Raw genomic sequence first — 13663 nt, forward strand, 5'->3', positions numbered from 1 at the left:
ACTTGCGCCGCTAGTTTAAGCCGATGGACCTTCAGCTCTCCGCCGAGCAGGTGGCGGCTCGTCGGCTCGCCGCCGAGTTCGTCGACCGGGAGGTGGTGCCGCACGCGGCGGCCTGGGACCGGCGGGAGGAGGTCGACCCCGACGTCGTCGGGAAGCTGGGGCGGCTCGGCTTCCTCGGGCTCACCGTCCCCGAGGAGGACGGCGGGTCCGGCGGCGACCACCTCACCTATTGCCTCGTGCTGGAGGAGCTCGGCCGGGGCGACTCCGCCGTCCGGGGCATCGTCTCGGTGTCCCTCGGACTGGTCGCCAAGTCCGTCGCCGCGCACGGGTCGGCCGCCCAGAAGGAGGAGTGGCTGCCCCGGCTCTGCTCCGGCGCCGCACTGGGCTGCTTCGCGCTCACCGAACCGGACAGCGGCTCGGACGCGGCCGCGCTGCGTACCCGGGCGGTCCGCGACGGCGGCGACTGGCTGATCACCGGCACCAAGACGTTCATCACCAACGGCACCACCGCCGACGTGGCACTGGTCTTCGCCCGCACCGGCGGCCCGGGGCACCGGGGCATCACCGCGTTCCTGGTGCCCACCGGGGCCGCCGGGCTCACCCGCCGGCAGATCCACGGCAAGCTCGGCCTGCGCGGGCAGGCCACCGCGGAACTCCGGTTCGAGGCCGTCCGGGTGCCCGACTCGGCGCGTCTCGGCCCGGAGGGCGGCGGTTTCCGGCTCGCCCTGGCCACCCTGGCCAAGGGCCGGATGTCGGTGGCCGCCGGCTGCGTCGGCATCGCGCAGGGCTGCCTGGACGCCGCGGTCGGCTACGCCGGGCAGCGCACCCAGTTCGGCAAGCCCATCGCCGGCCACCAACTCGTGCAGCAGCTGATCGCCGGCATCGCCGTCGACACCGCCGCCGCCCGGCTGCTCGTGTGGCGGGTGGCCGACCTCGTCGACCGCGGCGAGCCGTTCGCCACCGAGGCATCGATGGCCAAGCTCTTCGCCAGCGAGGCCGCCGTGCGCGCCGCCAACAACGCCGTCCAGGTCTTCGGCGGATACGGCTACATCGACGAGTTCCCGGCCGGCAAGTACCTGCGGGACGCCCGCGTCATGACCCTCTACGAGGGCACCAGCCAGATCCAGCAACTGCTCATCGGACGCGCGCTCACCGGCGTCAACGCCTTCTGACCACACCAAAGAACTCACCGACCCGGGAGGGCATCCGGCATGAGGAGCTACGCCTGCATCGAGAAGCCGGCCGCGGCGACCGGCGGGACGGTCCGCCGCCCGATCCGGGGCGCGGCCCGGTGACCGCGCTGTCGCTGGCCATGGTGCTGGCCGAGGCCGCCCGGCGGCACCCGGACACCGTGGCCGTGGTCGACGGGGACACCCGGGTCAGCTACGCCGAGCTGTGGCGGCAGGCCCGCGGGTACGCCGCCGGCCTGCGGGAGCTGGGCGTCGCCCCGGGGGATCCGGTGGCCCTGCTGGCCCCGAACGTGGTCGACTTCCCGCGGGTCTACTACGGCGCCCTGGCCGCCGGCGCGGTGCTGGTGCCGGTGCACCTGCTGCTGACCGTGGACGAGGCGGTGCACGTGCTCCGCGACAGCGGCGCGAAGCTGCTGGTCTGCCACGGCTCGCAGCTCGCCCTGGGCGCCGCGGCCGCGGCGGCGGCGGGCGTCCCGCTGGTGACCGTCGGACCGGGCGGCACCGGCGTGTCCCGGCTGGAGGAGGTGAGCGAGCCGCTGCCGGCGCTGCCGTCGTACGTCACCCGCCAGGCGGAGGACACCGCCGTGGTGCTCTACACCAGCGGCACCACCGGCGTGCCCAAGGGCGCCCTGCTCACCCACCTTAACCTGGTCATGAACGCCACCGTCAACGTCTTCGACGCCAACGACGCGCGCCAGACCGACGTGGTGCTCGGCTGCCTGCCGCTGTTCCACAGCTTCGGCCAGACCGTGGCGATGAACGGCACCTTCCGCGTCGGCGCCACCCTGGTGCTGCTGAGCCGGTTCACCGGGCCGGCCGCCATCGACCTCATGCTGGCCGAGGGGGTGAACGTCTTCCACGGCGTGCCCACCATGTACGTGGCGCTGCTCGACGCCGCCCGGGACCGGGCCACCCTGCCCCGACTGCGGCTGTGCGTCTCCGGCGGGGCGTCACTGCCGGTGGCCGTGCTGGAACGGTTCCACGCCGCCTTCGACACGACGATCTTCGAGGGCTACGGGCTCTCCGAGACCTCACCCACGGCGACGACCAACCAGCCGCACTTCGGCACCCGCCCCGGCACCATCGGGCACCCGGTCTGGGGCGTCGAGGTGGAGATCGCCCGCGCCGACCTGGACGACCGGATCGAGCTGCTGCCGACCGGCGAGCTCGGCGAGATCGTCATCCGCGGGCACAACGTCTTCGCCGGCTACCTCGGGCGGCCCGAGGCGACCGCGGAGGCGGTGGTCGACGGCTGGTTCCGCAGCGGCGACCTGGGGCGCAAGGACGCCGAGGGGTTCATCACCATCGTGGACCGCAAGAAGGACCTGATCATCCGGGGCGGCTTCAACGTCTACCCGCGCGAGGTCGAGGAGGTCCTGGCCCGCCACCCCGCCGTCGGCCAGGTGGCCGTGATCGGCGTGCCCGACCCACGGCACGGCGAGGAGGTCTGCGCGGTGGTGGTGGCCGACCCGGCCGGCCCCGGCCTGCCGGCCGAGCAGGAGCTGATCGACTGGTCCCGCGCGCACCTGGGCCGCCACAAGTACCCGCGCCAGGTCCGCTACGTCGACGCGCTGCCGATCGGGCCGAGTCACAAGGTACTCAAGCGGGAGTTGCGCCGCACGGTGGCGCCGTCGGCGGACTGATCACCCCGGCGGTCGAAGCGGTCACAGCGGCCGGTTCAGTCCGACGTGGAGGTGGCCGGCCCACCGGGTCGGCGTCGCCGGGAATTCCTCGCGGACGGCCCGTACCGTGTCGGTGAGCACCCGGGCCGCCGCGGCGGTGTCCGGCGGGCGGGTGCCGCCGTCGGTCAACCCGGCGTAGAACGCCGCGGCGACCCGCGCGCTGTCCGGGGTCCGCCAGGTCGTGCCGATCACTCCCCGGAAGCCGGCGAGCTGGAAGGCCGCCGCCAGGTGCAGCGGTTCATCGGTGAACCGGGGGTGCGTCGCGGCGGAGCCGCACGCGGACAGGAAGGCCAGTTCGGCCCGCTCCAGATGGTAGGAGCCCACCATGTGCGGGCTGAGCGAGCGCCCGCCGCCGAGGCGCAGCCCGCCGGTCAGCATCGAGGCGACGCGCGTGTCGGCCTCGGCGTGGCAGGCGAAGTGCGCGATCGGGTGGTCCCGGAGCGCGTCCTCGACCGCGTCGGGCGCCACCTCGGTCCCGGCCAGCACCGTGGAGCCGGGCATCAGCCGGGCGACCTCCTCGACCTCCGCGCGTACCTGGGACAGCGCCGGCAGGTCCCGCGCGGTCGGCACGCCGACGACGGCGGCCGTGGCGGGCGCCGGCCGTGGCGGCCGGTCCGCCCCCGCGTGGGCCAGGGCCGTGAGGGTCGGCGTCCAGGACGACACCGCACGGTCGAGGACCGTACGCCGGCCGCCCGGCTCCCGGTGGTGACCGGCCGCGTGCAGCGGGAGCCGGGCCAGCGGGCCGGCCGGGCACCACCAGATCCGCGGCGGCGGGCCGTCCGCCGGGGCCAGGAGGTCGAGCACCGGCCCGGCGACGGCGTCCCACAGCCAGGCCAGGATGCCGTGCAGCTCCTCCTGGGCGGCGGCGCGCCGGTCGAACGGCACGGCCGGGTCGGTCGCGTCGGCCACGGCCGCGTACCAGCGCACGACGTGCCGCTGGACCGTGGCAGCGCGCAGGTCGGGCAGGCGCACCGGCCGCACGGGCCGCTCCGGGTCCGCCGGGACGAGCAGGGCGTCGCCCCGGTCGCCGTGCGTGGTGACGACGGCGACCGGCATCCCGGCCAGTCGTTGGCGCAGCAGCGGCATCGACGGCGGCCGGAGGAAGTCGGCGAACCCCGGCAGCCGCCGGATCCGCTCGACCACCCGGTCCCGTTCGGCGGCGAGCTGCCGGGTCTGGGCGAGCCAGACCGGTCGGGGGTCCCAGTCGGTGGTGGAGCTGGCCACCACCTCGCCGGCCTCCGTCCGGCGTTCCACCTGGATGGTGAACTTCCGGACCTGCGTGTAGGCGTCCGCCTCGGCCAGCTTCCGGTCGATCCGGTCGAGTTCCGCGGCGAGCGGTGCGTCGATCGCGCGCAGCTCCACGCGGCCACCGCGGATCCCCAGGGCCTCGTGGAACAGCAGACCCCGGCCGCGTTCCAGAAGTTCGACGGCGCCGTCGGCGTCGCCGGCCGCGATCGCCGCGGCGGCGGCCTCGGTCGCCACCCCGCCCAGCGCGGCGACCGTGCCGAGCCGGCGGTGCCCGGACGACGACCGGTCGACCGAGGCGGGCAACTGCCGCACCGCCCGCTCCAGGGCGGCCAGCCGGGCTGCCGGGTCGCCGGCCTCCCGGGCCAGCTCGGCCTGCTGGCGTTCCGCGTCGATCGCGGTCGCCGGGTCCACCACGGACGACGCGGCGATGGCGGCGTACGTCGCGATGGCCTCGGTCCTCGCCCGGTCGGCGTCCGGGCCGCCCGCCCTGGCCAGCGCCGCCGCGGCCCGGGCCAGGAGCCCGGCCCGCAGCGACCACCAGTGGTGCCCGGTCGGGGTCTGCGCCACCGCCTGCCGGGCCAGCCGCACGGCGTCGGCCAGCACGTCGCGGTCACCGCCCAGCAGATACCGCTGGTACCGGGTGTCCGCGATCGAGCTGCCGATGCGGGGCTGGTCCGGGTGTTCCGGCGGCAGCAGGGCGAGCGCGTCGCGGAACGTGCGTTCGGCCGCCAGCAGGCCGGCCTCGTCGGCCCGGCGCACCGAGAGGAGAGCCAGGCTGCTCGCCTGGTTGTGCAGGAACCCGACCCGGCGGGGGTCGTCACCGGGCAGCGCCTCGGCGGCGCGCCGGCTGGTCTCCACGGCCTCGGCGAGCAGCGTGTCGTCGGGTGCCAGCGCCGCCCGGCGGGACAGCATGTCGGCGAGCCGCATCAGCCGCAGCGGGTACGACTCGTGGTGCGCGGGCGTCTGCTCCAGCGCCTCCCGCTGGTAGCGCAGCGCCTCGTCCACCAGCTCCGGATCCTCGGCGAGCCAGCCGGCGTCAGCCAGGGTGCCGGCGAGGACCACGAGCTGCTGCGGACGCGTGTCCGGCTGCCCGTCGGCCAGGTCCAGCGCCGCGCGCGCGGCGGAGACGGCGACCTCGACCAGGTGTTCCTCCTGCCCGTGCACCCCGGCCCGGGCGGCCGCGCCCGCGAGCAGGTTGAGTGCCTGCCGCCGCAGCGGGTGCCCCGGCCCGGCGGCGTCCAGGGCGAGCTGCGCCCAGGATGCCGCCCGCCCCGCGCCCTCCAGTTCGCCGCCGTGTTCCCAGCGGGCCAGCTCCGCCTCGCCGAGCAGGAGCAGGGCCCGCGGCCGCCCCGGATGGAAGCCGGGCACCGCGGCGGCCAGCACGGCGGCCGACTCGTACCGCTCGACCAGCGCCGGCGGTGCGGCGTCCACCGAGATCCGATCGGCTGTCTCCTCGGCCCGCCACAGCAGCCGGTCGAGCACCGCCGGCTCGTCGGCGGCGGTGACGATCATGCTGGCCGGATCCGCGCCGATCTCGCGGGCCAGCACGTTGACGACGGTGTTCAGCCGCTCCAGGGCCGGCGCCGACCCCGGGTGGTCCGGCGGCGTGGTGAGGACGGCGTCGCGCCAGGCGGCGGTCGCCTCCAGCAGGAGCTCCACCGACGCCTGTTCCGGGATGTCGTGCAGCCGGCACAGCGCCGTGCCGAGCCACGACACCACGCGCGGATCGGTGGGCTGGCGCCCCCAGGCGAGCTGCGCGGCCCGGCGGTGGTCGCCCACGGCCAGCTCCAGGGCCCGCGGGCCGGCGCCCCGGTCGAAGTAGAGGGTGAACAGGTGGCCGCGGCGGAGCAGCCGGTGCAGCTTGTGCGGGTCCCGCGCCGAGGTGGCCTCCAGGGCCTGCGTCAGGGCGTCCAGCGCCTCGTCGTAGGTCCGGGCGTCCCCGCCGTCCTCGGCCAGCGTCGTCAGCGCCTCGGCGAGGTCGGTCAGCAACGCGGCACGGAGCAGGCCGGCCGACTCGTCGCGGTCGCGGGCCAGCTGCGGCAACCATTCCCGGTAGAGCGTGACGAGCATCCGCAGGGCCTTGCCGGAACCCTCCCGGTACCGCTGGCGCAGCCCCGCGATCCGGTCGGCCTGCTGCGGGCTGAGCAGGACGTCGGACAGGCGCGGCCCGTCCGGCCGGCCGGTCTCCGGCTGCTCGTCCCGGATCAGCTCCGGCACCCCGCCCGGGTCGTCGCGGCACCCCTGGCGGAACAGGGCGACGGCCGCCCGGCGCTCCCGCACACCGTCCAGCCCGGGCAGGTCGAGGTAGCGGTACCAGTGGAGCCGGGCCAGCTCCCGCGCCGCCGCCCGACCGGCGCCGCGGTCACCGGCCGCGGCGGCGAGGAGGTGCGCGTCGGCCGACAGGTCCGGTCCCGTGAGGACGGACGGGTCACCGGTGCGCTCGTATTCGGCGAGCACCTCCGCGACCCGCCGTACGGCGGCACTGGTGGTCCGTCTCGACATCGCCACTCGATCCCCGCGTCGGCCTGCGATCTCCCGTGCCCATCCTGCCCGCCCCGGCCGGAGGGCGGAAGCGGGTGCACGACACGCCTTTGGGGACGGTGGCGACGTGCCCGGGTCGATAGGGTGGCAGCGGACGTCAATCGGTGCCCGGGGAGCAGCTGTGGAACTCGTCGCGGAGCGCGTCGGCCGCCTGTGCCGGCAGGCCGCCGGTGAGCAGTTGCGCCAGCACGCCGAGCGCTACGGCGCCGCCGACGTGCTCGACCGGATCGCCGAGGCCGTCGCCCAGGGCCGGCTGGACCACCGCCTGGAGGAGGACCTCGACCGGCTCGACGACGCCTTCGCCCGCCACGGCATCGACGGGCTGACCACCGGCGTACGCGGGTTCGAGGCGTGGCTCGGCGGGGGCGGGCATCCCACGGTCGTCGCCTGGAGCTGCCCGAGCCCGCTGCCGTGTCCCCGCGCGGTCCCGGAGGGCGACGGTGAGCGGCCGGTGTGCGGGCTGACCGGAGTGCCGTTCGGGCAGCGCCGGATCGTGTTGTGAGCGCCCTCCTCGCCGAGCTTGGCAAGCAGCTGGTGACCAAGTGGACGGCGGCGCTGCTGCTGCCGGGTGCGCTGTTCGCCGCCGCGGTGGTGCTGGCCCAGGTGCTGGGCCAGCGGCACGCGGTGGACCAGCGCGCCCTGACGGCCTGGTGGGACGGGCTGGCCGCCGGGCCGGCCGGTGGATCGGGGGCGGGCCTGCTGATCGGCGCGGTCGCGTTCCTGCTCGGCGCGGCGGCGGCCGGGCTCGTTGCGCAGTCGGTGGGCGTGCTCGTCTCCTGGACGTGGAGCCGGACCGGGTCCGGGCCGGTGCTGGGCCGGCTCGCCGCCGGGCGCCGCCGCCGCTGGGAGAGGGCGGACGCCGACGTGCTGACCGCCGAACGCGCGCTGCTCACCGACCCCGGCGACAGCGCGCTGCGCGAGCGTACGCGCCGGGCCATCGCCCGCCGGTCGGCGATCTGCCTCGTGGAGCCGGCGCGGCCCACCTGGATCGGCGATCGGCTGCACGCGACCGACGTCCGGGTGCACCGCGGCTACGGCCTCGACCTGGCGAGCGGGTGGCCGCGCCTGTGGTTGCTGCTCCCGGACGAGGCGCGGGGAGAACTGGCGGCCGCGCAGGAGCGGTGCGGGGCGGCCGCCCGGCTGGTCGGCTGGGGCCTGCTGTACGCCGCCCTCGGGGCGTTCTGGTGGCCGGCCCTGGTCGTCGCCCTGGTGGCGCTGCCCACCGCGCGCTACCGCGCCCGCCTGGCCGTGGCGGTCTACGCCGAGCTGGCCGAGGCCGCCGTCGACCTGTACGGGCGGGACCTGGCCGTCCAGCTCGGACTGCCGTGCCCGGACCGGCTCACCCGCGAGATCGGCGAGCAGGTCACCGCCATCGTCCGCAAGGACGACGTGGTGCCGCGCGCCCGCCGGGCCGGCTCGGCCGAGCGTTCGTCGCCCCTGCCCTGACCGGTCACGGTCGCCAGGACGGGTTGTGCAGGATGGCGAGGTTCTGCCGGGCGGTGACCGCCAGGGTGTCGTCGTGGGCGTCGGCCGGCAGCGCGTCGAGGACCTCCCAGTAGAGCCCGATCGCCCGCCGCCGGTAGCCGGCCAGCGCCAGGGTGGCGGCCAGGTTGTTGCGCCGGCCGACCGTCTGCCGACTCAGCTGCCCGTGCTTGCGCCCGCTGTGCCGGATGTTCTGTTCGTGCAGCTCGACGGCCTGCGCGTACTGGCCGGCCTGCTGGTAGCCGACCGCGAGGTTGTTACGGATGACGAGGGTGAGTTCGCCGTCGGCGCCCTGCCCGTGCTCGGCGGCCGTCACCGCCTCCCGCAGCACGTCCAGGCCGTCGTCGACCTGCCCGGCGGCCAGGTAGGCCTGACCGAGCGCGTTGCGGACGGTCAGGGCGTCGGTGTCGAGCGGCCCGAACGCCGCCGCCGCTCCGGCGGCCAGGGGTTCGAGCAGGGCGACGGCCTCGGTGAACCGGCCGCAGAGGCGATGGTTCTCGGCCACGCTGAGCCGGTAGACCAGGCTGCTCCGGTCGGGGACGGACTCCCGGCCGACGCTGGCGGCCCGCCAGATGTCGAGCGACACCCGGACCACGTCGGCCGGACCGCGCACCTGGCGTGGCGGCGGTGGGGGCGTGGCGGGCAGCGGCTCGGGCGGCCCCGCCTCCTCCGCCGCCCACGCCGCGAGCCGGTCCCGCAGCTCCGACGCCGGCGTGCCCTCGACGTGCAACCGGCACACCCCTTGGGCCAGGTGTAGGTCGAGGTTGACACCGCCGGACCGCAGGCCGTGACCGTCGAGCGCCATGGAGATCAGGCTCGGGGTGCGGATGTCCAGCCCGCGGAGGGTGGGCCAAGGAAAGCGAAGGAACCGCCGGATCGGCCGTCGCAGGCCGATGCCGGAGCGGTCGAGGATGGCGGTCAGCCCGGTCGTCTCGCCCGTGTGGTGCGGATGTCCACCGAGGAAGGTGACGTGGGGTATCGCGAGCGATGACACCCGGTCATCCTTCCATCCGGCGCGGGGTCCGCGCAGCCCCGGAACCGGTGGCTGCGCGGACCGGCCGGACCGGCCGTCAGTGGGTGAGGGCGGCGGCCTGCGCCGCCTCCTCCTGAGCCCGCCGCTCGTCGCCGCTGAGCGTGTGCAGCGGCTTCTCCCTGATGAAGAGCACCACGATCATCGCGAGCAGAGCCAGCGGCGCGCCGACCAGGAACAGCTCGGCGGTGGCCGTGCCGTAGACGTCCTGCACGATCCGCAGCAGCGGCTCGGGCAGCGTGGACAGGTCCGGCACGGCGGCGGAGGAGCCGCCACCGGCCGCGGCCGGGCCGAGGCGCTCGGTCATCAGGTCGGTGACCCGGTTGGCCAGGACGGCGCCGAGGGCGCTGACCCCGATGGCGCCGCCCATGCTGCGGAAGAAGGTCAGCACGGAGGTGGCCGCGCCCAGTTCGTTGGCGGGCACGTCGTTCTGGGCGGCCAGCACCAGGTTCTGCATCAGCATGCCGACGCCGATGCCGAGCACCGCCATGTAGATCGAGACGACGACGACGCCGGTGCCCGCGCCGATGGTGCCGAGCAGCAGCATTCCGGCTGTCATGACGGCGGCGCCGGCGACCAGGAAGATCTTCCAGCGGCCGTACCGGGTGATGAGCTGGCCGGCGACGGTCGAGGACACCAGCAGCCCGAAAATCATCGGCAGGCTCATGAGACCGGCCACGGTCGGCGACTTGCCCAGGGAGATCTGGAAGTACTGCGACAGGAAGACGGTGCCGCCGAACATCGCCACGCCGACCAGGACGCTGGCCACGGTGGCCAGCGAGACGGTCCGGTTGCGGAAGATGTCCAGCGGGACGATCGGCTCGGCGGCCCGGGACTCGACGAACACGGCCACCGCCAGCACCGCGACCCCGCCGGCGACCATGAGCGCCGTCCAGCCGGAGGCCCAGGCGAACTTGTGCCCGGCCAGCGACGACCAGACCAGCAGCAGCGAGACGCCCGTCGTGATGAGGGCGGCGCCGAGCCAGTCGATCCGCACCTGCCGGCGGACGACCGGCAGGTGCAGGGTCCGCTGGAGCAGGAAGATCGACAGGAGGGTGAACGGGACGCCGATCAGGAAGCACCAGCGCCAGCCGAGCCAGGAGGTGTCGACCAGGACCCCGCCGATGAGCGGCCCGGCGATGGTGCCGACGCCGAAGACGGCGCCGAAGATGCCCGCGTACCGGCCGAGTTCGCGCGGCGGGATCATGGCGGCCATCACGATGGTGGCCAGGGCGGTCATGCCGCCGGCGCCGACGCCCTGCACGATCCGGCTGAGCAGCAGCACCTCGACGTTCGGGGTGAAACCGGCGATCAGCGAGCCGATCACGAACAGGCCCAGGGACGACTGGATGAGCAGCTTCTTGCTGTAGAGATCGGCCAGCTTGCCCCAGATCGGCACGGTCGCCGTCATGGCCAGCAGTTCGGTGGTGACGATCCAGGTGTAGACGGTCTGGCTGCCGTCCAGGTCGGCGATGATGCGCGGCAGCGCGTTCGCGACGACCGTGGACGCGAGGATCGAGACGAACATGCCCACCATGAGGCCGGAGAGGGCCTGGAGTACTTCGCGGCGGGACATGCGGCCCGGGCCGACCTCGGCGGCGTCGGCGGGCGCGGTGGGTACGGACATGCGGTTCCTCAACTCGGAGTGCGGGACGGGTGGGGCTTCGGCGTGCCGGGATCCGGCAGGCCGGCGGCGAGGGTGTCGAACGCCTCGTCGACCAGGTCGGCGAGGGACCGGGCGCCGGCGGTGGCGGCCCAGCGGAGTGCGGCGGTGCGGAACGCGGCGCCGGTGACGGTGGTGAGCAGGGCCGGGAACCCGTGGTCCGCGGGTACGCCCACCCGGGCGGCGACGACGTCGATCATCGAGCGCTCCGCCTCGGCGCCCGCGGCGACCAGGCGTGGCAGCAGGGCGGGGTTGCGCGCGATCACGTCCATCCGGAGCAACCACAGCTCGCGGTCCTCCTGCAACTCCTCGATCACCTCGGCGAGCGCCGCGCGGATGGCCGCGAGGGCGGGCGCCTCCGGGGGCACCTCGGCGAGGCACGCCACGAATCGGGCGTTGAGCGCCGCCTGGTCGCCGATGAGCGCGTCGTCCTTGCTCGGGAAGTAGTTGAAGAAGGTCCGGGAGGAGACGTCCGCCGCCGCGCTGATCTCCTCGACGGTCACCTGGTCGAGACCGTGCTCGGCGACCAGGCGCAGCGCCGCGGTGGCCAGCGCGGTGCGGGTCCGCCGCTTCTTGCGGTCGCGGAGGCCGCCGTCGGCGGGAGGGCTGTCCGGAGGCACCGGGCGACCCTACAGGCGATCTTGCAGGCTGTGCAAAGTTTCGTGAGCTGAAGTGACCCGAGCGACAGGCCGGCCGTGGGCGATACCACGGCCGGCCCGGTCGAGCGGGGGCGTTCAGTGGCAGGCCCCGCTGCCGCTGTCGCTGTACGACTGGCCCGCGACCGGCACGAACTGCCAGTCGTAGCCGCCGGCGTGCAGGGTGAACTTCAGCAGGCCGTACGCCGAGGCGTTGCGCGCCTCGCTGTTGGGCTGGATGGTGCCGAAGCTGTAGTGGCTGGCCCCGCCCATCCCGGCGACGAAGCTGCGCAGGCCCCGGGCGGCGTCGTAGCCACCGTTCGGGTTCATCGGCCCGAACCGCGTCCCTGGCGCGTGGCCAGCTGGAGCGGCCGGTTGGTCGCCGTGGTCCATCCGGACAGATGCTCGCATGAAAACCCCGGCCCGGCGGCGGTTCAGAGCAGCTCCAACCTTCGTGCATCTGAGCGAGGAGGAGCCACGTCGGCCGAACTCCCCCGTCCGGGGTATCGGCTCGTCCTGTTCGTCGGATATGAGCGTTATGTCGGAGTGACTTACTAGGCTCGACCGTGTCATCCAGTCCTCGACCCGGGACTCCCGGTGCCGGCCGCGACACGTGCGGCCGCACCGTCGCGAGCACGCCGATCCGGCGTCGCCCCGGGGCGGCTGGGAACCAGGTTGCCGGCACCCACAGGGATGCGTGAGTCACGATGATGGACGCGGACACCATGGTCCTGCCCCGGCTCGGGCCGGGAGAGATCCGGGTCGAGGACCCGTGGGGCGAGGACCGGGCGGTCGGTTACAGGCCCGGCGCGCACCATCCACCGGCCGACACCTCCCGGTGGCGGCTCGCCGCGTGGCTGCTGCCGGCGCTGCTGACCGGGGCGCTCGGCGTCGTGGGGGCCGGCACGCCCGGCCTGCGCCTGGCGGAACTGGCGACCTGGCGGGCCGCCACCTCACCCTGGCCGGACGGGCTGCCCGGTGGCGACGTCACGCTCGTGCCCTACCACCTGCTGATGCGCGCCTGGGCGGCGGCGTTCGGCGCCTCCGACCTCGCGCTGCGCGTACCGTCCCTGCTCGCCGTGGCGGCGGCCGCCGCGCTCGTCGGCGCCCTGGCCGCCCGGATGTTCGCGCCGGGCACCGGGGTGCTGGCCGGGGTGATCTTCGCGCTGCTGCCGAGCGTCACCCGGTACGCGCAGGAGGCCCAGCCGCACGCGCTGGCCCTGTTCGCCGCGGTGCTCGCCACCTGGCTCCTGCTGCCCGCACTGGACCGCCCGAGCCTGCGCCGCCTCGCCCCGTACGCCGGTGCGGTGGCCCTGCTCGGCCTGTGCCACGCGGTGGCGCTCCTGCTGCTCGTCGGCCACGGCTGGGTCGTGCTCGCGTTCCGGCGTGGGGTGGCCGGTCGGTGGCTGGCCGCCGCGTTCCTCGGCGTGCTCCCCGCCGCCGCGCTGCTCTGGTCCGGAGTACGCGCCGGCGGGCAGGTCGCGCCGGCAGCCCGCCCCGACGTGGCGGCCCTCGCCGCGACCCCCCGGGAGCTGTTCGGCGTCGCCGCGCTGGGTGCGGTGCTGCTCGGGCTGGCGCTGTTCAGCCTCCCGCTGCGGCACGCCGCGGCGGTCTGCACCGCGTGGGCCGTGCTGCCGCCGCTCGGCCTGCTGCTCCTCGCGCAGGTGACGCCGGTCTGGTCGCCGTCGAGCCTGCTCTTCACCCTGCCGGCCTGGGCGACGCTGGCCGCGGCCGCCCTGTCCCGGGTGCGAGCCCGCTGCTGGGTGGTGGTGCTGGCGGCACTGGCGCTGATCGGCGCGCCGGCCCAGGCGGCCGTCCGCGCGCCCGACGGGCACGGGCAGGCCACCCGCGAGGTCGCCGAGATCGTTGGCGTCCGGCGGCTGCCCGGCGACGGCGTGGTCTACGGCGACGCGGACGCCCGGACCGTGGTGGCCCGCTACCTTCCCGCCGAGCGGCGGCCGACGGACCTGCTCGCCGCGGCGCCGCACGGTTGCGCCGGCTGCCTGTGGGGCGTCCGGCGGCTGTGGGTGATCCGCCCCGGCGAACGCACGGATCCCGTGCCGCCCGTCGGCGGCGCGACGGAGCGGCTGCTCCGCACCGGATACCAGGTGGCGCAGGTCTGGCATCCGACCGGGTTCACGTTGGCCCTGCTGGTGGACGAGCGCACCGCCCTCTAATCGATCAGTACTTTT

Annotated in this window: 10 protein-coding genes; 5 read left to right on the forward strand and 5 right to left on the reverse strand. The window is 75.3% G+C overall.

Going from position 1 to position 13663, the window contains the following annotated elements:
* Positions 1-23: 23 nt before the first annotated feature.
* Both ACFYPD_RS06250 and ACFYPD_RS06255 read left to right on the forward strand, forming a co-directional pair.
* On the forward strand, positions 24-1172 hold the full coding sequence (locus tag ACFYPD_RS06250; protein ID WP_387109630.1) for an acyl-CoA dehydrogenase family protein: 1149 nt from the start codon (positions 24-26) through the stop codon (positions 1170-1172).
* Positions 1173-1291: 119 nt separating this feature from the next.
* Positions 1292-2833, forward strand: a complete 1542-nt coding sequence (locus tag ACFYPD_RS06255; RefSeq protein WP_387109632.1) for a long-chain fatty acid--CoA ligase — start codon at positions 1292-1294, stop codon at positions 2831-2833.
* 21 nt (positions 2834-2854) lie between these two features.
* On the opposite strand, the gene ACFYPD_RS06260 is transcribed toward ACFYPD_RS06255, so the two are convergent.
* The gene (locus ACFYPD_RS06260) at positions 2855-6622 is read right to left on the reverse strand and encodes a CHAT domain-containing protein (protein WP_387109634.1); all 3768 of its coding nucleotides are present in this window, start codon (positions 6620-6622) and stop codon (positions 2855-2857) included.
* Between the two features lie 160 nt (positions 6623-6782).
* Here ACFYPD_RS06260 and ACFYPD_RS06265 point away from each other — a divergent pair, with 160 nt between their 5' ends.
* The gene (locus ACFYPD_RS06265; RefSeq protein WP_387109636.1) at positions 6783-7163 is read left to right on the forward strand and encodes a hypothetical protein; all 381 of its coding nucleotides are present in this window, start codon (positions 6783-6785) and stop codon (positions 7161-7163) included.
* On the forward strand, positions 7160-8107 hold the full coding sequence (locus ACFYPD_RS06270) for a hypothetical protein (RefSeq protein ID WP_387109638.1): 948 nt from the start codon (positions 7160-7162) through the stop codon (positions 8105-8107). The genes ACFYPD_RS06265 and ACFYPD_RS06270 overlap by 4 nt, the downstream gene beginning before the upstream one ends.
* 4 nt (positions 8108-8111) lie before the next feature.
* On the opposite strand, the gene ACFYPD_RS06275 is transcribed toward ACFYPD_RS06270, so the two are convergent.
* From ACFYPD_RS06275 to ACFYPD_RS06290, 4 genes are all read right to left on the reverse strand, one after another.
* A complete protein-coding gene (locus ACFYPD_RS06275; protein WP_387109639.1) occupies positions 8112-9137 on the reverse strand; it encodes a tetratricopeptide repeat protein in 1026 nt (341 codons plus the stop codon).
* A 76-nt stretch (positions 9138-9213) separates the two neighbouring features.
* Positions 9214-10800 (reverse strand): MDR family MFS transporter, encoded by a 1587-nt coding sequence (locus ACFYPD_RS06280; protein ID WP_387109641.1) that lies wholly within the window; start codon positions 10798-10800, stop codon positions 9214-9216.
* A gap of 8 nt (positions 10801-10808) precedes the next feature.
* Positions 10809-11456, reverse strand: coding sequence for a TetR family transcriptional regulator (locus ACFYPD_RS06285; protein WP_387109643.1), 648 nt, complete (start codon positions 11454-11456; stop codon positions 10809-10811).
* Positions 11457-11570: 114 nt separating this feature from the next.
* A complete protein-coding gene (locus ACFYPD_RS06290; protein ID WP_387109645.1) occupies positions 11571-11801 on the reverse strand; it encodes a hypothetical protein in 231 nt (76 codons plus the stop codon).
* Positions 11802-12178: 377 nt separating this feature from the next.
* Between ACFYPD_RS06290 and ACFYPD_RS06295 the strand changes: the two genes are divergently transcribed.
* Positions 12179-13648 carry a glycosyltransferase family 39 protein gene (locus tag ACFYPD_RS06295; RefSeq protein WP_387109646.1) on the forward strand — a complete coding sequence of 490 codons (1470 nt, stop codon included), beginning with the start codon at positions 12179-12181 and terminating at the stop codon, positions 13646-13648.
* Positions 13649-13663 lie beyond the last annotated feature (15 nt).

This window comes from Micromonospora sp. NPDC005299, assembly GCF_042872345.1.
Taxonomy (GTDB): Bacteria; Actinomycetota; Actinomycetes; order Mycobacteriales; family Micromonosporaceae; genus Micromonospora.